At 63.1% G+C, this 19,648-nt stretch carries 18 protein-coding genes; 13 read left to right on the top strand and 5 right to left on the bottom strand.

Annotated features, from left to right (window positions below; all coding sequences use genetic code 11):
* Positions 1-279: 279 nt before the first annotated feature.
* The 7 genes from thrS (at position 280) to ACOJCM_RS15290 (ending at position 7,393) form a co-directional block, all read left to right on the top strand.
* Positions 280-2,178 carry a threonine--tRNA ligase gene (gene thrS / locus ACOJCM_RS15320; RefSeq protein WP_445212935.1) on the top strand — a complete coding sequence of 633 codons (1,899 nt, stop codon included), beginning with the start codon at positions 280-282 and terminating at the stop codon, positions 2,176-2,178.
* A 32-nt stretch (positions 2,179-2,210) separates the two neighbouring features.
* A complete protein-coding gene (gene infC, locus ACOJCM_RS15315; protein ID WP_445213486.1) occupies positions 2,211-2,780 on the top strand; it encodes a translation initiation factor IF-3 in 570 nt (189 codons plus the stop codon).
* An 84-nt stretch (positions 2,781-2,864) separates the two neighbouring features.
* On the top strand, positions 2,865-3,059 hold the full coding sequence (gene rpmI, locus ACOJCM_RS15310; protein ID WP_089725334.1) for a 50S ribosomal protein L35: 195 nt from the start codon (positions 2,865-2,867) through the stop codon (positions 3,057-3,059).
* Positions 3,060-3,095: 36 nt separating this feature from the next.
* Entirely contained in the window at positions 3,096-3,449 is a 354-nt protein-coding gene (gene rplT / locus ACOJCM_RS15305) for a 50S ribosomal protein L20 (protein WP_159552283.1), read from the top strand.
* A 148-nt stretch (positions 3,450-3,597) separates the two neighbouring features.
* On the top strand, positions 3,598-4,617 hold the full coding sequence (pheS, locus tag ACOJCM_RS15300; RefSeq protein ID WP_445212934.1) for a phenylalanine--tRNA ligase subunit alpha: 1,020 nt from the start codon (positions 3,598-3,600) through the stop codon (positions 4,615-4,617).
* 28 nt (positions 4,618-4,645) lie between these two features.
* The gene (gene pheT / locus ACOJCM_RS15295) at positions 4,646-7,027 is read left to right on the top strand and encodes a phenylalanine--tRNA ligase subunit beta (protein ID WP_445212933.1); all 2,382 of its coding nucleotides are present in this window, start codon (positions 4,646-4,648) and stop codon (positions 7,025-7,027) included.
* Positions 7,028-7,087: 60 nt separating this feature from the next.
* Positions 7,088-7,393: an integration host factor subunit alpha gene (locus tag ACOJCM_RS15290; protein WP_445212932.1), complete on the top strand. Its 306-nt coding sequence runs from the start codon at positions 7,088-7,090 to the stop codon at positions 7,391-7,393.
* Positions 7,394-7,457: 64 nt separating this feature from the next.
* On the opposite strand, the gene ACOJCM_RS15285 is transcribed toward ACOJCM_RS15290, so the two are convergent.
* On the bottom strand, positions 7,458-7,673 hold the full coding sequence (locus ACOJCM_RS15285) for a DUF2788 domain-containing protein (RefSeq protein ID WP_445212931.1): 216 nt from the start codon (positions 7,671-7,673) through the stop codon (positions 7,458-7,460).
* A 154-nt stretch (positions 7,674-7,827) separates the two neighbouring features.
* Between ACOJCM_RS15285 and ACOJCM_RS15280 the strand changes: the two genes are divergently transcribed.
* Together ACOJCM_RS15280 and ACOJCM_RS15275 are read left to right on the top strand one after the other, a co-directional pair.
* Positions 7,828-8,292 carry a flavodoxin domain-containing protein gene (locus tag ACOJCM_RS15280; RefSeq protein ID WP_445212930.1) on the top strand — a complete coding sequence of 155 codons (465 nt, stop codon included), beginning with the start codon at positions 7,828-7,830 and terminating at the stop codon, positions 8,290-8,292.
* Positions 8,292-8,657: a hypothetical protein gene (locus tag ACOJCM_RS15275; RefSeq protein ID WP_445212929.1), complete on the top strand. Its 366-nt coding sequence runs from the start codon at positions 8,292-8,294 to the stop codon at positions 8,655-8,657. Before ACOJCM_RS15280 ends, ACOJCM_RS15275 begins: the two co-directional genes overlap by 1 nt.
* A 60-nt stretch (positions 8,658-8,717) precedes the next feature.
* Here ACOJCM_RS15275 and ppnN read toward each other — a convergent pair whose 3' ends face one another.
* The gene (ppnN, locus tag ACOJCM_RS15270; RefSeq protein WP_445212928.1) at positions 8,718-10,082 is read right to left on the bottom strand and encodes a nucleotide 5'-monophosphate nucleosidase PpnN; all 1,365 of its coding nucleotides are present in this window, start codon (positions 10,080-10,082) and stop codon (positions 8,718-8,720) included.
* A gap of 211 nt (positions 10,083-10,293) precedes the next feature.
* Between ppnN and ACOJCM_RS15265 the strand changes: the two genes are divergently transcribed.
* Positions 10,294-11,208 (top strand): LysR family transcriptional regulator, encoded by a 915-nt coding sequence (locus ACOJCM_RS15265; protein WP_445212927.1) that lies wholly within the window; start codon positions 10,294-10,296, stop codon positions 11,206-11,208.
* 79 nt (positions 11,209-11,287) lie between these two features.
* Here the strand turns inward: ACOJCM_RS15265 and gcvP are convergent, their stop codons facing one another.
* Positions 11,288-14,182, bottom strand: coding sequence for an aminomethyl-transferring glycine dehydrogenase (gene gcvP / locus ACOJCM_RS15260; protein ID WP_445212926.1), 2,895 nt, complete (start codon positions 14,180-14,182; stop codon positions 11,288-11,290).
* A 62-nt stretch (positions 14,183-14,244) separates the two neighbouring features.
* Positions 14,245-14,637 (bottom strand): glycine cleavage system protein GcvH, encoded by a 393-nt coding sequence (gcvH, locus tag ACOJCM_RS15255; RefSeq protein ID WP_445212925.1) that lies wholly within the window; start codon positions 14,635-14,637, stop codon positions 14,245-14,247.
* Positions 14,638-15,208: 571 nt separating this feature from the next.
* Here gcvH and ACOJCM_RS15250 point away from each other — a divergent pair.
* From ACOJCM_RS15250 to ACOJCM_RS15240, 3 genes are all read left to right on the top strand, one after another.
* Positions 15,209-16,615, top strand: a complete 1,407-nt coding sequence (locus ACOJCM_RS15250; RefSeq protein WP_445212924.1) for an alanine/glycine:cation symporter family protein — start codon at positions 15,209-15,211, stop codon at positions 16,613-16,615.
* 91 nt (positions 16,616-16,706) lie between these two features.
* Positions 16,707-17,819 (top strand): glycine cleavage system aminomethyltransferase GcvT, encoded by a 1,113-nt coding sequence (gcvT, locus tag ACOJCM_RS15245; RefSeq protein WP_445212923.1) that lies wholly within the window; start codon positions 16,707-16,709, stop codon positions 17,817-17,819.
* A 377-nt stretch (positions 17,820-18,196) separates the two neighbouring features.
* On the top strand, positions 18,197-18,919 hold the full coding sequence (locus ACOJCM_RS15240) for an acetyltransferase (protein ID WP_445212922.1): 723 nt from the start codon (positions 18,197-18,199) through the stop codon (positions 18,917-18,919).
* 106 nt (positions 18,920-19,025) lie between these two features.
* On the opposite strand, the gene ACOJCM_RS15235 is transcribed toward ACOJCM_RS15240, so the two are convergent.
* Entirely contained in the window at positions 19,026-19,646 is a 621-nt protein-coding gene (locus ACOJCM_RS15235) for an alpha-ketoglutarate-dependent dioxygenase AlkB family protein (protein WP_445212921.1), read from the bottom strand.
* Between the last annotated feature and the right edge of the window lie 2 nt (positions 19,647-19,648).

Raw genomic sequence — 19,648 nt, 5'->3', positions numbered from 1 at the left:
GCTACGGGCGATTCGCCCGCCATCGCTTCCAGCAGGGGCACCTTCGGGTGCCCCTGCTGCGTCTGGGAGCCATGCGGCATGGCGTAGCCAGGTGAGATTCTGTTAGTCTTGTCGGCTGCCGTGACGTGCAGCGGGGCCACTGCGTGTGGACCCCGTATCGCCCAGGGTAATGGGCGGGCTGCACGTTTGCTAACCGGCATTCGCTATTCTGATCTTTCGCTATATCAACCGCGACACGTGATCCCTGGTATGGATCACCACTGCGCAAAGGACGCTTCGATGCCCATCGTGACCCTGCCGGACGGCAGCCAGAGAACCTTCGACGAACCCATTAGCGTGATGCAGCTGGCCGAATCCATCGGCCCGGGACTGGCCAAGGCCTGCGTGGCAGGCAAGATCGACGGCGTGCTGGTGGACGCTGCCGACCTCATCGACCATGACGCTGAGGTAGCCATCATCACGACACGCGACCCCGAGGGCCTCGAGGTCATTCGTCATTCATGCGCGCACCTCGTCGGGCACGCGGTGAAGCAGCTCTACCCCGAGGCCAAGATGGCCATCGGCCCGGTGATCGAGGACGGCTTCTATTACGACATCGATTTCGGCCGCTCGGTAACGCCGGATGATCTCGCTGCCATTGAAACGCGCATGAAGGAGCTGATCGATAGCGAATACGACGTGGTGCGCGAATACGTCGACCGCGACAAGGCTCTCGAAACCTTTCAGCAGCGCGACGAGCCCTACAAGCAGGAAATTGTAAGCGATATTCCGGCAGGCGAGACGATTCGCCTCTATTACCACAAGGAATACACCGACATGTGCCGGGGGCCCCATGTGCCCAATACCCGGCACTTGAAGGCGTTCAAGTTGACCAAGCTGGCCGGCGCCTACTGGCGCGGTGACGCCAGCAAGCCGATGCTGACCCGCGTCTACGGCACCGCCTGGGGTGACAAGAAGCAGCTCAAGGCCTACCTGCAGCGACTCGAGGAGGCCGAGAAGCGCGACCATCGCAAGCTGGCGCGCAAGCTCGACTACTTCCACATGCAGGAAGAGGCGCCGGGCATGGTGTTCTGGCATCCCAAGGGGTGGACGCTGTGGCAGGTCGTCGAACAGTACATGCGAAACGTCTATCGGGAGGGCGGCTACCAGGAGATTCGCTGCCCCCAGATCATGGACGTCTCGCTGTGGAAGAAATCCGGCCACTGGGACAACTACGCCGAAAACATGTTCTTTACCGAGTCGGAGAAGCGCGAGTACGCGCTGAAGCCGATGAACTGTCCGGGGCATGTCCAGGTCTTCAACTCCGGTCTTCGCAGCTATCGTGAGCTGCCGGTGCGCTACGGTGAGTTCGGCGGTTGCCACCGCAACGAGCCGTCGGGTGCACTGCATGGCATCATGCGCGTGCGTGCCTTTACCCAGGACGACGGCCACGTCTTCTGTACCGAAGCCCAGATCGAGCCGGAAGTGACGGCGTTTCATCGCCAGGCGCTCAAGGTCTATCGCGACTTCGGTTTCGAGGACATCGCCGTCAAGATCGCTCTGCGACCGGAAAAGCGGCTCGGCAGCGATGAGGTATGGGATCGTGCCGAAGCCGCACTGCGCGGGGCGCTGTCAGCCTGTGAGGTTGAGTGGGAAGAGCTTCCCGGCGAGGGCGCCTTCTACGGCCCCAAGATCGAATACCACATGAAGGATTGCCTGGGCCGCGAGTGGCAGGTCGGCACCATGCAGGTCGATTTCATGATGCCGACCCGCCTCGGCGCCCAGTACGTGACTGAAGAGGGCGATCGCAAGCCACCGGTCATGCTGCATCGTGCTATTGTGGGGTCGATGGAGCGCTTCATCGGCATCCTGATCGAGCATTATGCCGGTTCCATGCCGCTGTGGCTGGCGCCGGAGCAGGCGGTGGTAATGATCATCACCGATGCCCAGCGCGACTACGCCAGGAAACTCGAGCGCCGCTTGCAGAAAATTGGCCTTCGCGTCAAGGCGGACTTGAGGAATGAGAAGATCGGCTTTAAAATCCGCGAACATACGTTGCAGAAGGTTCCCTATCTCCTGGTGGTAGGAGATAAGGAAGTCGAAGCCGACTCGGTTGCCGTGCGAACGCGCAGCGGCGAAGATCTGGGCACCATGACCGTCGATGCCTTCATCGAACGGGTGGAGGCGGAAGGTCTTTGACCCAGGTGGGGTAAAGACAGGTTGGTAACGACATCGTCAATTACCGGAACGGAGACGGAACGATCAAGCGAAGCAGCCAACGCGCACGTCCTCAGGACAAGCGCCCCCCAATGAACGAGCGGATTACCGAGGATCAGGTACGCCTGATCGACAGCGACGGCGAGCAGCTGGGCGTCGTGCCCACCAGCGAAGCGCTCGAGCGTGCCGAAGCGGCCGGTCTAGACCTCGTCCAGATTTCCAATGCCGATCCGATCGTCTGCAAGATCATGGATTACGGCAAGTTCGTCTTTGAGCAAAAAAAGCAGAAATCGGCTCAGAAGAAGAAGACGAAGCAGATTCAGGTCAAGGAAGTCAAATTCCGGCCTGGCACCGACGAGGGCGACTATCAGGTCAAGCTTCGTAACCTGATCCGCTTCCTCGAAGGTGGCGACAAGGGCAAGGTCACGCTGCGTTTTCGCGGCCGTGAAATGGCGCACCAGGACATCGGCCGCAAGCTGATGGAGCGGATCGCCGCGGATCTCGAGGACATCGGGACCGTGGAGTCCTTCCCCAAGATGGAAGGGCGCCAGATGACCATGATCATTGCCCCCAAGAAGAAGTGATCCGAAGGCCAGTCAAACGGATGGCCGGTGCAAGCCGGCCATCGGCCACGGATTTTCTGAAAAATCTCGAGCGGAGTTAGTCTCATGCCGAAAATCAAGAGCAACAGCGGCGCTGCCAAGCGCTTCAAGAAGACGGCCAACGGCTTCAAGCACAAGCAGTCGTTCCGTAGCCACATCCTGACCAAGAAGTCGACCAAGCGGAAGCGTCAACTGCGCGGTATGAAGCAGATCCACGACGCCGACAAGGCCCTGATCCAGCGCATGCTGCCGAATCTGTAAGCCTTTGGTTACCCACTTTAACGTCAGGAGAAAGCCATGACTCGTGTCAAGCGTGGTGTCGTCGCTCGTCGTCGTCACAAGAAGATTCTCAAGCTGGCCAAGGGCTACTACGGTGCCCGTTCGCGCGTCTTTCGCGTGGCCAAGCAGGCAGTCATCAAGGCAGGTCAGTATGCCTACCGTGACCGTCGCCAGCGCAAGCGTCAGTTCCGTGCCCTGTGGATCCAGCGTATCAACGCCGGTGCCCGTCAGCACGGCCTGTCCTACAGCCGCTTCGTCGGTGGCCTGAAGAAGGCCGGGATCGAGATCGACCGCAAGGTGCTGGCCGACCTGGCCGTTCACGAGAAGGCGGCTTTCGCTGCCATCGTCGAGAAGGCCAAGGCTGCCCAGTAATACATCGACCGTTGGCGTTGGGCCGGTTCCGGTCGGCCCATCACGATGCCGAACCGTCGCAGGGGAAGAGCAGCCGCTCTTCCCCTGTTTTTTTACGACGCGCCTTCAACGCGTAAACAGCAGGACAACGAACTTCGGAGCTCAACGGATGGACCATCTACCAACACTGGTCACCGAGGCCCGTCAGGCCATTCAGGCCGCCGTGAGCATCGCGGCGCTCGATGAGTTGCGGGTGCGCTACCTCGGCAAGAAAGGCGAGATCACTGCTCAACTCAAGGGGTTGGGCAAGCTGCCGGCGGACGAGCGTCCCGCTGCCGGGGAGCGTATCAACCAGGCCAAGCAGGTGCTGATGGAAGAGCTCGAGGCGCGTCGTGAAGCACTGGCGAAAGCGGCTCTCGATGCGCAACTTGCAGCCGAGCGCATCGACGTGACCCTGCCGGGGCGCGGCCAGGCGAACGGCGGCCTCCACCCGGTCACCCTGACCCTGGAGCGGATCGAGGGGTTGTTCAGCCGTATCGGCTATCACGTTGCCGTGGGGCCGGAGATCGAGGACGACTACCATAACTTCGAAGCGCTCAACATCCCGGCGCATCATCCGGCACGGGGCATGGCCGATACCTTCTACTTCGACGCGACTCGCTTGCTGCGCACCCATACCTCGCCAGTGCAGGTGCGCACGATGAAGGAGCAGGCACCGCCGATTCGCATTGTCTGCCCCGGGCGTGTCTATCGCAGCGATTCCGACCTGACCCATACGCCCATGTTTCATCAGGTGGAGGGGCTGCTGGTCGACGAGGACGTGAGCTTCGCCGACCTCAAGGGCACCATCGAGGATTTCCTCCATGCCTTCTTCGAGCGCGACGACCTGTCGGTGCGTTTCCGGCCCTCCTATTTTCCCTTCACGGAGCCTTCCGCCGAAGTCGATATACAGTGCGTAATGTGCTCGGGTGAGGGCTGCCGGGTCTGCTCTCATAGCGGGTGGCTGGAAGTCATGGGCTGCGGCATGGTGCATCCGGAGGTCTTCCGGCATTCCGGCATCGACTCGGAGCGTTACAAGGGCTTCGCCTTCGGCATGGGGGCCGAGCGCCTGGCCATGTTGCGCTACGGCGTCAACGACCTGCGCATGTTCTTCGACAACGATCTGCGCTTCCTGCGCCAGTTCGCTTGACCGTCCGCTGCTGAATACAGGATTTGCCATGAAATTTTCCGAACAGTGGCTGCGTGAGTGGGTATCGCCGCAGCTGGGCGCGCAAGCGCTGGCCGACCAGATCACCATGGCCGGCCTGGAGGTGGATGCCGTCGAGCCCGTGGCAGCGGCCTTTCTCGGCGTCGTGGTGGCCGAGGTCGTCGATAAACGGCAGCACCCCGATGCGGATAAGCTCAACGTCTGCCTGGTGGCCGATGGAAGCGGCGAGCCGGTGCAGGTGGTTTGCGGCGCACCCAACGTGGCGGTGGGGCAGAAGGTGCCGTTTGCCCGTGTGGGTGCGGTGCTTCCGGGCGACTTCAAGATCAAGAAGGCCAAGCTGCGTGGTGTCGAGTCGCGTGGCATGATCTGCTCCGCTTCCGAGCTGGGGCTGGCCGAGGAGACCTCGGCGGGTATTCTGGAACTGCCTGGCGATGCCCCGGCGGGCGAGGATTTTCGCGCCTGGATGGGCCTTGACGATAACACCATCGAGGTGGATCTGACGCCCAACCGTGGCGACTGCTTGAGCCTCAAGGGTCTGGCGCGGGAGGTCGGGGTGTTGAACCGACTGCCGGTGACGCCGCCTGCCATCGCGCCGATCGCCCCGCGGCACGACGAGACCTTCCCGGTACGCGTCGAAGACACCGAGCGCTGCCCGCGCTATATCGGCAGACTGATCAAAGGCATCGACGTTACCGCGGCCACACCGCTATGGATGGTCGAGCGCTTGCGTCGCAGCGGGATCCGCTCCATCGACCCGGTGGTCGACGTGACCAACTACGTGATGCTGGAGCTGGGCCAGCCGCTGCATGCCTTCGACCGAGAGAATCTGCACGGAGCGGTGGTGGTGCGGCTGGCTCGCGAAGGCGAACGGCTGGTGCTGCTCGACGGTCAGGAGATCGTGCTGAACGCCTCGACGCTGGTGATTGCCGACGAGCGCGGGCCGCTGGCGATTGCCGGTGTCATGGGCGGCGAGCATTCCGGCGTCGGGCCGGCAACCCGCGACATCTTTCTCGAATCCGCCTTTTTCTCGCCGCTGGCGGTGGCCGGCCAGGCGCGTTCCTATGGATTGCACACCGATGCGTCGCATCGCTTCGAGCGAGGCGTCGACCCGCAGCTCACCCGCGATGCGGTGGAGCGTGCCACGGCACTGCTGATGCAGATCACCGGCGGCGAGCCAGGGCCGTTGGTAGAAGTGGCGAGCGAGGCTGACCTGCCCGGCGAGCGAGAGGTCACGCTACGTGCGACGCGGCTCGAGCAGGCGCTGGACAAGGCGCTGCCTGCCGAAGACGTACAGGACATTCTCGAACGACTCGGCATGCAGGTTCACCGTATCGAGAGCGGATGGCAGGCCAAGGTGCCGAGCTGGCGCTTCGACATCGCCATCGAAGAGGATCTGATCGAGGAAGTGGCCCGCATCCATGGCTATAACCGTCTGCCGTCACGTCGCCCTGCGGCCCGGCTTGCGCTGCGTCCCGACAACGAGGCGCGAACGCCTCTGGCCAGGCTGCGACGCCAGATGGTGGCGCGTGGTTACCAGGAGGCGATCACGTACAGCTTCGTCGCTCCGGAACTGCAGCAGGCATTGCTGCCGGAAGCGGTCTCCCCGCGCCTGGCCAATCCCATCTCCAGCGATCTGGCGGTGATGCGGGCGAGCCTGTTTCCTGGCCTGATCCGTGCGCTCGAATATAACCTCAATCGCCAGCAGACGCGGGTGCGGCTGTTCGAGACCGGCCTGGTCTTTCGCGGTGAGCTGGACGAACTGGTCCAGACGCCCATGGTCGGGGCGCTCGTTTGCGGCCCCCGGGTGCCCGAGGGCTGGGCCGCGGACCGGGAGAAGGTCGATTTCTTCGACCTCAAGGGCGACCTGGAGAGTCTTATCGCCCTGGGCGGCGAGCCGGATGCCTGGCGCTTCGAGCCCGGCGAGCACCCCGCGTTGCACCCCGGCCAGTCTGCCCGCATCGTGTACCAGGGTGAGCCGGTGGGCTGGATCGGGGCCCTGCATCCTGCGGCCAAGTCACGGCTGGGGCTGAAGGCCGAGGCGTTCCTTTTCGAAGTGCGTCAGGAGGCGCTGACCCGTGGCAGGCTCCCTGCGTTCGAGCCGCTCTCGCGTTTTCCCGAAGTGCGCCGGGATCTGGCTTTCCTGCTCGGTGAGGAGAAGCCGGTGCAGGCCATGCTGGATTGCGTCCGTCAGCGGGCAGGGCAGTGGCTGAGAGAGTTGCGGTTGTTCGACGTCTATCAGGGCAAGGGGGTGCCGGAGGGAAGCAAGAGTGTTGCCTTGGGCTTGACCTGGCAGCATCCTTCACGCACGCTGAATGACGAAGAAATCAATCAGTTGGTCGATGCCATCGTCGCCGAGTCGCATCAGCTGTTGGGGGCCGAGTTGCGCGGATGAGCGCCTGAGGCTACCGGAGCGACAAGGCGGCGGGCTGGACCGCCACTCTGAGGAGAGGACATGGGAGCGTTGACCAAGGCGGAACTGGCCGAACACCTGAACGCCGAGCTGGGGCTGACAAAGCGCGAAGCCAAGGCGATGGTAGAGGCGTTCTTCGAGGAGATTCGGGCATGCCTGCGCGAGAACGAGCAGGTCAAGCTGTCGGGCTTCGGCAACTTCGACCTGCGCGACAAGCGTGAGCGGCCCGGACGCAACCCGAAGACAGGTGAAGAGATACCCATTTCGGCACGTCGTGTCGTGACGTTCCGGCCCGGACAGAAGTTGAAGAGTCAGGTCGAGCGCTACGAAGGTCCGCCGCCCAGCTGATGCGAAGTTCCAGGATGCCACCCAATGGGTGGCATCCTGGCGTTGGGGCCCACGTTCCGGTTGGCTAGACGCCGCCGCCTCTCTCCATGAGCCACGTGATGACCACCTTGAAGATGTAGCCCATCATGCCGGCGCCAAGCACCACGAAGAGCATGAGGGTGCCGAAGCGGCCTGCCTGGGATTTCTTGGCCAGGTCCCAGATGATAAAGCCCATGAACAGGATCAGTCCGCCAATCATCAGCGGGGTCACCCAGGCTTCGAACGTCTGCGTTTGCAGCATGTCGCCTCCTCGAACCAGAAGGCGGCCATTATACTCTGACACTGTGCGTGCTGCCTGCGACAGCGCGTCGCTGAATCGCAGCCCGGCCGCCGAACTGCGGCAACGGCGCGTTGCGTGGTATCATCCCGTTGAATTCGTAAGGTTTATTGCTGACATGCCACAGTTGAAGATCTTCGTAGGTACCATGTATGGCGGCGCGCTCGACGTCGCCGAGCAGGTCAGCCCGCTGTTCGAGGCGGCCGGCTACGAGACTGCGATCCTCGAGCAGCCGAAGCTTGAGGACTTGACGGAAGACCGGCCCGACCTGGCGCTGTTTTGCGTCTCCACGACGGGAAGCGGTGATTTCCCCGGCAATTTCGTGCCCTTGGCACGAGGGCTCGACGAGCAGAGCCCCGCACTGGTGGGGCTGCGCTACGGGCTGATCGCCCTGGGCGATAGCTCCTATGGCGAAACCTTCTGCGGGGCGGGGCGTCGCCTCGACGAGATGCTCGAGGGGCTAGGTGCCGTCCGCCTGGGAGAGCGGCTGGAAGTCGATGCCATGGAAACCTTCATGGCCGACGATGCCGCGCTTCCCTGGGTCGAAGAATGGATCGAAACCCAGCAGCTCAAGGTGGCCTGATGAATGCCGCGCCGACTGCTGAGCGGCTGAGCCTGCTGGTGGGACTGCTGGCGTTGATGCTTGCCACCGTCCCGCGCTATCTCGCCGGTGATCATGACAATCGCTTGGCCCTGATCACGATTGCCATGGTGGTGGTGGCGGGCGCTGCCGTCATGACCTGGCGTCTGCTCGATGCGGGTGAGCGCGCCCGCCTGCCACGGCTCGCCAGGCGGCTGGGCGTGGCACTGTTGGCCGGCCTGGCGCTGATGGGACTCTGGCATGCGCTTTTCACGGCATGGCTGAGCTGGCAGCTGCTGATCGCCCATGCCGCCACCCTGGGATTGCTGCTGCATGCCCTGTGGCTTTGGTGGCGGCCCGCGCCGTAGCTGGAGCGGCACGCGGTGTCGCCGGCCCGCTTGCCTTCCCCCCCGCGGGTCTCGACCGCTTCAGGCGAGCCGGTAGCAGGGCTGGTATTCCTGGCCGGGCAGTTTCATGCGGCCCTGGGCAACGAAGGAACTCAGCAACTCGTCCAGCCTGCGCATCAGTTCCGGCTCGGCGTGCAATTGGAAGGGGCCATGCGCCTCGATGGCACGCAGTCCCTGCTCCTTCACGTTGCCCGCCACGATGCCCGAGAACGCCCGTCTGAGGTTGGCGGCCAGTTCATGTACGGGCTGGTCGCGGTGCAGTGCCAGGCTGGCCATGGCGGCGTGGGTCGGTTCGAAGGTTTCCTGAAAATTGCGCGCGATGGTCAGTCGCCAGTTGTAGTGGAAGGCATCCTGGTGGGCGCGGCGAAACTCGGTGACGCTGTCGATGCCCTGGCGCATGAGGCGTGCCACCTCGGGCGGGTCGTCGACGACGATGCGATACTTGTCGCGAACCGCTTCGCCCAGGGTGTAGACCAGGAACTCGTCGATGCGCTGGAAGTAATCGGCCGAGTTGGCGGGGCCGGTGAAAATGACGGGCAGGGCCATGTCTTCGTTGTCGGGGTGCAGAAGGATGCCCAGCAGGTAGAGAATCTCTTCCGCCGTACCGACGCCGCCGGGAAAGACCACGATGCCGTGACCAAGCCTGACGAAGGCTTCCAGGCGCTTCTCGATGTCGGGCATGACCACCAGCTCGTTGACCAGGGGATTCGGCGCTTCGGCAGCGATGATGCCGGGCTCGGAAATCCCCAGGTAGCGACCATCGGCAATGCGCTGCTTGGCATGCGCCAGGTTGGCCCCCTTCATCGGCCCTTTCATGGCGCCGGGGCCGCAGCCGGTGCAGACGTCCAGCTCGCGCAGGCCCAGGTGGTAGCCCACGTCCTTGGTGTAGTCATATTCCTCGCGGGTAATCGAGTGCCCGCCCCAGCACACCACGATGCCGGGGTCGCGGCCGGGCTTCAGCGTGCCGGCCTTGCGCAGGATATGGAACACGGCATTCGTGGTGCCTTCTCCGGTGGTCAGATCGAAGCGGCGATGCTGCTGGATCTCGTTGTAGACATAGACGATATCGCGCAGTACGGAGGAGAGGTGCTCGCGAATGCCACGGATCATCTTGCCATCGACGAAGGCTTCGGCCGGGGCGTTGGTTACCTTGAGGCGGATGCCGCGATCCTGCTGGATCACCTCGATATCGAAATCGCGATAGGTCTCCATCAGCACCAGGCTGTCATCGGTAACGCTGCCGGAGCTGAGCACGGCGAGCGAACAGCGGCGCAGCAGGTCATGCAAGCCGGCCTTGGAGGTGTCGCGCAGGCGGTTGACCTCGTGCTGAGAAAGCACTTCCAGGCTTCTCAGGGGGGAGACGGTGGCGGAGATGGTGTCGGGCATGAAACGGTCCTTGTGCGGTCGGCTCAACCCCCGTCGGCCGCGCCGCCCAGCATGACGCGGCGAGCGGACGGGGAGTCATTCATCATTCATCGATACGTCATGCGATGCTATCACGCCGTCTGGAATGGCGCAGCGCTGCGCCGCCGGGGCTGCAGTGGTAGGATAGCGCTATCCGGTCTCGGTTCTTGACCCCCGTTGCAAGTGATGCGCCATGTTCAACGCACAGTATTTTCGCACCTTCATCACGCTGGTCGAGACCGGTAGCTTTACGCGTACGGCGCGACACCTCGACATGACCCAGCCCGGGGTCAGCCAGCACGTGCGCAAGTTGGAGCAGTATCTCGACAAGCCGCTGCTGGAGCGCCAGGGCCGGCGTTTTACCCTGACCGAAGCCGGGCGGCGCGCCTACGACTACGGCTTGCGGCTGTTCGCCGAGCATGAGCAGTTCCGCCATTCGCTGGACGACGATGCGCTGGATACCGGCGAGTGCCGTATCGCCTCGCCGGGTAGCGTCGGGCTGATGTTCTATCCCTACATCCTGGGCCAGCAGCAGATGTCACCAGGGCTGACGGTCAGCTACAGCTTCGCCTTCAGTCACGAGATCGTCTCGGACGTGCTGGCCGGCCGCCATGACCTGGGGATCGTCACCGAACCGATTCGCCATCCGGAACTGAACTGCAGCCGCTGGCATCAGGAGCCGCTATGCCTGGTGGTCCCGGCCGACTTCGCCGGGACCTCGCTCGCCGAGCTGATGGGCATCGGTTTCATCAATTACTCCGATGGCGTCAATCATGCCGGAGCGCTATTGCGCAGTAATTTCCCTGACGAGTTCCGTTCCATGAGCCAGTTCCGTCGCCAGGGGTTCACCAATGAGGTGGCCATGGTGCTGGATGCCGTGGCGCGTGGCCTCGGTTTTACCGTGGTATCTCGGCTGGTGCTGGAAACCTCGCCCTGGCAGCGGCAGGTCAAGGAGCTCGACCTGCCCATAACGGAACACGAAACTCTCCATCTGGTGACCCGGGCGGGTACCACCATGCCGCGCCGCTATGCGCGATTGCTGGAGGGTTTCCGTGAGCAGCGCATGCGAGAACGCTTCGGTTACGGCGATATCGCGGCTTCACTCTAGCGGTGGGCCGGGGATCGCCCAACGCCAACGGCCCGCCGATTGCTCGGCGGGCCGTGGTGTTTACCGCAGCGGCAACGGATCAATCGCGATACTCGTCGATACTGGGGCAGGAGCAGACCAGTTGCCTGTCGCCGAACACGTTGTCGACGCGGTTGACCGCCGGCCAGTACTTGGCTGCCTTGACCGCCTGCGAGGGGAAGGCGCCGACCTCTCGGGTATACGAGCGCTCCCAGGCCGGATCCATCAGGTCGGCCATGGTATGCGGCGCATTCACCAGCGGATTGTCGTCGGCCGGCCATTCGCCGCGCTCGACCTGGGCGATTTCCTCGCGAATGCCGATCATGGCGTCACAGAAGCGATCGATCTCGTAGCGCGACTCCGACTCGGTGGGCTCGACCATCAGCGTGCCGGGCACCGGGAAGGACATGGTCGGCGCATGGAAGCCGTAGTCCATCAGGCGCTTGGCGATATCCTCCTCGCTGATCCCCGATGCCGCCTTGAGCGGGCGAATGTCGATGATGCATTCGTGTGCCACGGTGCCGTTGACGCCACGGTAGAGGACCGGGTAATGCTGCTCGAGGCGCTTGGCAATGTAGTTGGCGTTGAGGATGGCCAGCTCGGTTGCCTGGCGCAGCCCGCGCGCGCCCATCATCTTGATGTAGGCCCAGGAGATCGGCAGGATCGAGGCGCTGCCGTAGGCTGCGGCGGAGACGGCACCGCAATGCTCCTTCACGCCGGGGATGGGCGTCACCACATGGTTGGAGACGTAGGGGGCGAGGTGTGCCTTGACACCAATCGGACCCATGCCCGGCCCACCGCCGCCATGCGGGATGCAGAAGGTCTTGTGCAGGTTGAGATGGCTGACGTCGCCGCCGAAGTCGCCGGGGCGGGACAGACCCACCTGGGCGTTCATGTTGGCGCCATCGATGTACACCTGTCCGCCATGGCGATGGACGATGGCACACGCCTCGCGAATGCCTTCCTCGAACACGCCGTGGGTCGAGGGATAGGTGAGCATGATCGCCGACAGCGCCTCGCTATGCTGCTCGGCCTTGGCGCGGAGGTCGTCGAGGTCGATGTTGCCGTTGCTGTCGCACTCCACTACCACCACCTTCATCTGTGCCATCGCGGCGGAGGCGGGGTTGGTGCCATGAGCGGAACTCGGGATCAGGCAGACGTCGCGGTGGCCCACGCCCTGGGCGGCCTGGTAGCGGCGGATCGCCACCAAGCCGGCGTATTCGCCCTGGGCACCGGAATTGGGCTGCATCGAGATGTGGTCGTAGCCGGTTATCTCGACGAGGAATGCCGCCAACTCGTCGATCATCTGCTTGTAGCCGACCGCCTGTTCCTGCGGCACGAAGGGGTGAAGCTGGCCGAACTCGGGCCAGGTTATGGGGATCATCTCGCTGGTGGCATTGAGCTTCATGGTGCATGAACCCAGCGGAATCATCGCATGCGTGAGCGAGAGATCCTTGTTCTCCAAACGCTTGAGATAGCGCAGCATCTCGGTTTCACTGCGGAAGCGCTTGAAATTCGGGTGCGTCAGGAAATCGCTTTCGCGACGGCAGGCGACGGGAATGCCGCTGATGCCGCCTTCGGCCACCTGCTCGTCCAGCGCAGTGATCGACAGCCCGTGCTCCTCGTCGAGCAGGACGTCGAACAGGATGTCGAGGTCGTGGGCCGTGGTCGTCTCATCCAGGCTGACGCCGATGTCGCCATTGTCGAAGTAGCGCAGGTTGATCTCGTGGGTCATCGCCCGGCCGTGAATCTTGCCGCTATCGACGCCGGTGATGCGCAGGGTATCGAACCAGCTGTCGTTCGCCAGTGCCACACCCTTGGCCTTGAGGCCTTCGGCCAGGATGGTGGTCAGGCGGTGTATGCGCGTGGCGATGGTGACGAGGCCTTCGGCGCCATGATAGACGGCGTAGAAGCCGGCGATGTTCGCCAGCAGCGCCTGGGCGGTACAGATGTTGGACGTGGCCTTTTCTCGACGGATGTGCTGCTCGCGGGTCTGCATGGCCATGCGCAGGGCGGTATTGCCCCGAGTGTCCTTGGACACGCCGATGATGCGACCCGGAATGGAGCGCTTGAGCTTGTCGGTCGTGGCGAAGTAGGCGGCGTGGGGGCCGCCGTAGCCCATGGGCACGCCGAAGCGCTGGGTATTGCCGACGACGATGTCGGCCCCCAGCGCGCCCGGCTCCTTGAGCAGTACCAGGCTCATGATGTCGGCGGCCACGCAGGTCATCACGTTCTTCTCGCGTGCGGCCGCAAGCAGCGAAGCGAGGTCGTGCACGCGGCCGCTTTCACCGGGGTATTGCAGCAGGGCGCCGAATACGTCGTGCTCGGCCAGGCTCCCGGCAGGGCCGACGATCAGCTCGAAACCGAAGTAGTGGGCGCGGGTACGTACCACGTCCAGGGTCTGCGGGAGGACGTCGTCGGCGACGAAGAACGCATGGCTCTTCGATTTCTTGTTGGCCCGCTGGCACAGGGCCATGGCCTCGGCGGCGGCGGTGGCCTCGTCGAGCAGCGAGGCGTTGGCCAGTTCCATGCCGGTCAGGTCCATGACCATCTGCTGGAAGTTGAGCAGTCCTTCCAGACGGCCCTGGGCAATCTCCGGTTGGTAGGGCGTATAGGCGGTATACCAGCCAGGGTTCTCCAGCACGTTGCGTTGGATCACGGCCGGCACGTGGGTGTTGTAGTACCCTTGGCCGATATAGGTCTTGAATACCTTGTTCTGCCGCGCCAGGCGCCTGAGGTAGGCGAGTGCCTCGGCTTCGCTGCGCGGTGGATCGAGATCGAGCTCACGCCCCAGGCGGATGTCCGCCGGCACCGTCCGCTCGATCAGCGTGCCGAGGCTATCCATGTCCAACGCCGCCAGCATGGCGGCAACATCATCGGCCCCGGGGCCATTGTGGCGACGGATGAAGGCGTCATGATCGGCCAGTTCAGCCAGGCGGCGGTTGTCGTAAACCATGGAGAACCCTGTACTTTGATGGGAAAAGCCCGGCCGAGGGGCCGGGTATGTCACGATGGAAGTCAGGCGTCGCTGTCGACTACGGCCTGGTAGGCGTCGGCGTCCAGCAGGGCTTCGACGGCGGCCGCATTCTCGACTCGCACCTTCATGATCCAGCCACCCTCGTAAGGGGCTTCATTGACCGTCTCGGGTGCTTCCTCGAGGGTTTCGTTGACTTCGACGATTTCGCCGGCCAGCGGTGCGTAGAGGTCGGAAGCCGCCTTGACCGATTCGATGACGCCGAACTCTTCCCCTTTCTCCAGGGTTCGACCGACCTCGGGCAACTCGACGAACACCACGTCACCCAGGGCTTCCTGGGCATGGTCGGTGATGCCGATGGTGACGGTTCCGTCACCGTTGTCCAACACCCACTCGTGACTGTCGTTGTAACGCAGGTTGGCAGGAATCGAGCTCATGTTGATTTCCTATAAGAAAAGGTTTTCTGACTGGACGAATGCTAACGCCATTGGCGTCATTTGGCGAGTCCGAGTAGGGCGTCGCCAACGACGGCTTCGGCTTGACGCACCGATAGCGTGGCGCTTGCGACCGTGGACGTCCAGTTTCGCGATGGGTAATGCGCCTCACGGCCCGGTTGGCGCCGGTATTAGACACTACCCGAATCGGTCACTAACCTGTGTAAAGCCGCTATGCGCGTCGTTAATCGTACCTGTCGCCATTGTGGAAGCAGGCGTGCCGTTTCGTCTGTTTCCGATAAGAAACACGCGTTAAGCTTGGCGAGGGAAGCGTTGGCAGCCCGATAGCCGTAAACCATTCGTCAGACTGGTGTGTAATTGGCGTTTTCCGCTATGGTACGCCGTCTCGTCGTAGATATCCTTCGGGATGATGGCCCTGGGCATGTTGATATCGCTCTCCTGGCGCTTGGGGGCGGTGGCGAGCCGAAAGATGACTGAGCGGCGGGAGGCGGTCGTCATGCTGCGGGCTGACAGCGAACCTTGATAATAGTGCTTACAACAGAGGGAAACGTTCGTGGAAACATTGACAGCGATATTCACCGCCATCAACGGTGTGGTCTGGGGGCCGTTGATGCTTATCCTGCTGCTGGGGGTGGGTCTCTACCTGCAGCTCGGATTGAAGCTTATGCCCATCCGCAAGTTGGGTACCGGCTTCAAGCTGATGTGGCAGGGCCGCGATGCCAAGCCGGCACCCGGCGAAGTGAAGAAGGCGGAAGACGAGGGCGAGATCTCGCCTTTCAATGCATTGATGACGGCCCTCTCGGCCACCATCGGTACCGGCAACATCGCCGGCGTAGCCACGGCCATCGCCCTGGGTGGTCCCGGTGCGGTGTTCTGGATGTGGATCACGGCGCTGGTCGGCATGGCGACGAAATTCGCCGAAGCGGTACTCGCGGTCCGCTTTCGTGAAACCGACAATACCGGCTACCACGTCGGCGGGCCGATGTTCTATATCAAGAACGGCCTGGGACGAAAGTGGCTGTGGCTGGGTGGGGCTTTCGCCTTCTTCGGTGCCGTGGCCGCCTTCGGTATCGGCAACACCGTGCAGTCGAATTCCGTTGCCGATGCGCTCGATTCGACCTTCGGCATCCCGCATTGGCTGACCGGCGTCGTGATCATGGTACTGGCCGGTGCGGTGATCCTGGGTGGTATCAAGCGCATCGCCAAGGTAGCCGGCAAGCTGGTTCCGGTCATGGGTATCGCCTATATCCTGGCTGGCCTGGTGGTGCTGGTGATCAACGCCGGGCAGTTGGGCGAGGCGTTCAGCATGATCTTCTACTACGCCTTCAATCCGCATGCCGCCATGGGCGGTTTTGCCGGCGCGGCGGTGATGGCGGCGATTCGCTTCGGTGTCGCACGTGGCATCTTCTCCAACGAGGCGGGGCTGGGCAGCGCGCCTATCGCCCATGCCGCGGCCAAGACGCGCAACCCGGTTCGCCAGGGTTTGATCGCCATGCTCGGCACCTTCATCGACACCATCCTCGTCTGCAGCATTACCGCGCTGGTGATCCTGACATCCACGGTATGGGTCGAGGGCGAGGCCGGCGCTTCGCTGACGGCGCTCTCGTTCGACGCCGCACTGCCGGGTTGGGGCAACCAGGTCGTGTCGCTGGCGCTGGCAATTTTCGCCTTCACCACTATCCTGGGTTGGTCGTTCTACGGCGAGAAGTGCTTCCAGTTCCTGTTCGGCACGCGCTCGATCATGCTCTACCGCGTGCTGTTCGTACTGGCCATCCCGCTGGGCGCCATGGCCAACCTGGGCTTCATCTGGCTGATGGCCGACACCTTCAACGCCATGATGGCCATCCCCAACCTGATTGCCCTGGCGTTGCTGTCACCGGTGGTGTTCAAGGTCACGCGCGATTACTTCGATGGCAAGGACGTACTGCCTGGCGAGGATCTCGAACACGACAAGTCATGATCGACTCCCTTGCAGTGAGAGGCGCCGAGAGGCGCCTCTTCATTCTGTCCCGCCTTCTCTTTTGCCACCCCATCACGTCACGAGGACACCCATGAGCGAACTCAAGCGTACCCCGCTGTATGACCTTCACCTCGAACTGGGGGGCAAGATGGTGCCCTTCGCCAGTTACGAAATGCCGGTGCAGTTCGCGCTCGGCGTCAAGAAGGAGCATGAGCACACCCGCACCGCCTGCGGTCTTTTCGACGTCTCCCACATGGGACAGATTCTGTTGCATGGCCCCGATCCGGCCTCGGCGCTAGAGACACTGGTGTGTGCCGATATCGTCGGTCTGCCCGAGGGCATGCAGCGCTATGCTCTGTTCACCGAGCATGAAGGAGGCATCCTCGATGACCTGATGGTGGCCAACCCGGGCGGGCCGCTCTATCTGGTCGTCAATGCGGCCTGCAAGGACCAGGACATCGCGCTGCTCGATACCGGCCTGGATGACGAGCATCGCGTCGAGGTGCTGGACCGCGGCCTGCTGGCCCTTCAGGGCCCCAAGGCGGCGGAGGTGATGCGCCGGCACTGTCCCGAGGCCTGCGAGATGGTATTCATGCAGCATGGCCGTTTCGACATGGCGGGGGTGCCCGTATGGATCAGCCGCAGCGGCTACACCGGCGAGGATGGCTTCGAGATATCGGTGCCGGCCGCCGAGGCCGAGGCACTGGCGCGTCGGCTGCTGGCCGAGGAAGAAGTCGAAGCAATCGGCCTGGGCGCCCGTGATTCCCTGCGCCTCGAGGCGGGGCTATGCCTCTATGGTCACGATATCGACACCGAGACCACACCGGTCGAGGCTGGTTTGATCTGGGCCATCGGCAAGGCGCGCCGGCATGGCGGCGAGCGCTCGGCGGGCTTTCCGGGGGCGGATGTGATCCTGCACCAGGTCGACGCCAGGGATCACCGACGCAAGCGGGTCGGTCTGTTGGGGGAGGGGCGCGCCCCGGTGCGAGAGGGAGCCGAACTCTACGCCGAGGATGGTCGGCGTATCGGGAAGGTGACCTCGGGGGGCTTCGGCCCCAGCGTGGGCAAGCCGGTGGCCATGGGCTATGTCGATATCGAGCACGCTGAATTAGGCACGACCGTACACGCCGAGGTGCGTGGTAAACGCTTGCCCATGGTGGTGAGCAAGATGCCCTTCGTGGCGCCGGGCTACTATCGCGGCTGAGGAATTTATACCGTTATCTTCCTGCAGCAAAATGTGATTCTGCGACCTGGTTGCATGGCGCTGACCTTGCGAGTCGGCGCCATGCTCAGTGCATCAGGTCGGTCTGTTTCCTCGACAGCATCCCCTGCTGTGCCCTCAATCATGACGCAAGCGTGTCGCACCTTTACATGAGATCTCCTGGCTAGCTTTACCCTGTGGCGTGCTCAGCATGGGCCACTCGCAGGGTGATGCCATTATCACGGACCTGTCATCCTTTGCGGTGACATTGACACAATCTGGAAACCGAACGATAAGGATTACGATGCGTGTTGCTCATGCCATGAAGGCATAACCTATGTTGGTCGCATCGCCTATGCCGGCTTTTCGAGGAGGGGTGTATGTCCCAGGGTCGACGTTTGGCCATTTTTGGCGCGAGCGGCCATGGCAAGGTGGTGGCTGATATCGCCATTCAGTCCGGCTGGCAGGAGTTGGCCTTCTACGATGATGCCTGGCCGAGCAGGGACAGCCATGAGGCCTGGCCGATACTCGGCACTTTTGCCATGCTGCTTCATCGGTTAGCGGACTTCGATGGCATCGTGGTCGCGATCGGCAATAACAGCGTTCGCGAGGCCAAGCTTGAAGTGTTGCTGGCACAAGACGCCCCTATCGTCACATTGATACATCCCCGCGCCACGGTCAGTGCACTGGCCATGCTCGGTGTTGGCAGTGTGGTGGTTGCGGGGGGCGTGATCAATGCCTTTGCCAAGGTGGGCCCGGGCTGCATCGTCAATTCCAACGCGACTGTGGGTCACGATTGCCGCCTGGGCAGTTGCGTGCACGTCGCACCGGGTGCCAACGTGGCCGGTGGGGTGACCATCGGCCGGCTCAGCTGGATCGGCGCCGGTGCGGTTGTGCGCCAGGGAGTTGCCCTCGGGTCGGCCGTGGAGGTTGGGGTAGGGGCGGCTGTGGTCCGCAACATTGATGACCGTCTCGTTGTTGCGGGTGTCCCGGCGCGTCCGCTGTTGTCGTCCATGGAAGAGCGACCTGACGAAGATGCCCTCAACGCTGGTGATCCTGACTTGGTCCGCTTCGACCCGGCACCGCCGCAAGGGGAGATGTGATGCGAGTGATCATCTCCTGCATGGCCTATCCCGCCGGCGGACTGGTCGATGGTTTGCTGGTCGTCATCCTGTGGGGGCTCTATTGCCAGGCGCAATGAGCATAGGCTCAGCGGCCGCCGCCGAGCGGCTGTATCTGGCGAAAGGTCAGGCTGATACGCAGCCCGGGTATGCGCCTTGGCAGTAGGGCATGCTGAAGTCGCGTCTGGCAGCCGGGGCCCATCAGCAGCAGGCTGTCGTGAGGCAGCCAGACGTTGAACGCCTCGTTACTGCCGTCCCTCCAGCGGAATCGTAATGGCCGCTCGGCCCCCAGCGTGACGGCAGCGACGATGGGGTCGCGGCCCAGTTCGGGTTCGTCGTCACTGTGCCAGCCCATGCGTTCGTTGCCGTCGGCGTAGCGATTCAGCAGCACGCTGTTGAAGCGTGCCGGCACGCTTGCCTCGGATAGCAAGGTGGCGACCCGGTCTCGCAGGGCGGCAACGGTCGGGTGCCAGGGCTGGGGATGGAAGTCGCGCCCCGAATAGCGGTATCGCGCTTCCTCATCGCCCATCCAGACCTGCCTGCGCGGAATGGGATGCTCACGACCGTAGAGCTTCAGGCTGGGGCGCTGCCAGTCCAGCGCTAGATCCAGCCGTTCCAGCGCCTGGCTGGCCTCAGGTTCGCCGAGGATGCAACGGCGGCGAAGCAAGAGGGGTGACGCCAGCAGCTTCTCCCAATCCGACATCGTCATTC

The organism is Billgrantia hypersalina (assembly GCF_052584175.1).
This window is presented reverse-complemented; position numbering and strand designations above follow the sequence as displayed.

Coding starts and splice junctions, on each gene's coding strand:
- ACOJCM_RS15240 (WP_445212922.1), top strand. CDS start 18,197: ATGTCCCAGGGTCGACGTTTGGCCATTTTTGGCGCGAGCGGCCATGGC.
- rplT (WP_159552283.1), top strand. CDS start 3,096: ATGACTCGTGTCAAGCGTGGTGTCGTCGCTCGTCGTCGTCACAAGAAG.
- gcvH (WP_445212925.1), bottom strand. CDS start 14,637: ATGAGCTCGATTCCTGCCAACCTGCGTTACAACGACAGTCACGAGTGG.
- ACOJCM_RS15235 (WP_445212921.1), bottom strand. CDS start 19,646: ATGACGATGTCGGATTGGGAGAAGCTGCTGGCGTCACCCCTCTTGCTT.
- pheT (WP_445212933.1), top strand. CDS start 4,646: ATGAAATTTTCCGAACAGTGGCTGCGTGAGTGGGTATCGCCGCAGCTG.
- ACOJCM_RS15280 (WP_445212930.1), top strand. CDS start 7,828: ATGCCACAGTTGAAGATCTTCGTAGGTACCATGTATGGCGGCGCGCTC.
- pheS (WP_445212934.1), top strand. CDS start 3,598: ATGGACCATCTACCAACACTGGTCACCGAGGCCCGTCAGGCCATTCAG.
- ppnN (WP_445212928.1), bottom strand. CDS start 10,082: ATGCCCGACACCATCTCCGCCACCGTCTCCCCCCTGAGAAGCCTGGAA.
- gcvP (WP_445212926.1), bottom strand. CDS start 14,182: ATGGTTTACGACAACCGCCGCCTGGCTGAACTGGCCGATCATGACGCC.
- ACOJCM_RS15265 (WP_445212927.1), top strand. CDS start 10,294: ATGTTCAACGCACAGTATTTTCGCACCTTCATCACGCTGGTCGAGACC.
- ACOJCM_RS15290 (WP_445212932.1), top strand. CDS start 7,088: ATGGGAGCGTTGACCAAGGCGGAACTGGCCGAACACCTGAACGCCGAG.
- gcvT (WP_445212923.1), top strand. CDS start 16,707: ATGAGCGAACTCAAGCGTACCCCGCTGTATGACCTTCACCTCGAACTG.
- ACOJCM_RS15285 (WP_445212931.1), bottom strand. CDS start 7,673: ATGCTGCAAACGCAGACGTTCGAAGCCTGGGTGACCCCGCTGATGATT.
- thrS (WP_445212935.1), top strand. CDS start 280: ATGCCCATCGTGACCCTGCCGGACGGCAGCCAGAGAACCTTCGACGAA.
- rpmI (WP_089725334.1), top strand. CDS start 2,865: ATGCCGAAAATCAAGAGCAACAGCGGCGCTGCCAAGCGCTTCAAGAAG.
- ACOJCM_RS15275 (WP_445212929.1), top strand. CDS start 8,292: ATGAATGCCGCGCCGACTGCTGAGCGGCTGAGCCTGCTGGTGGGACTG.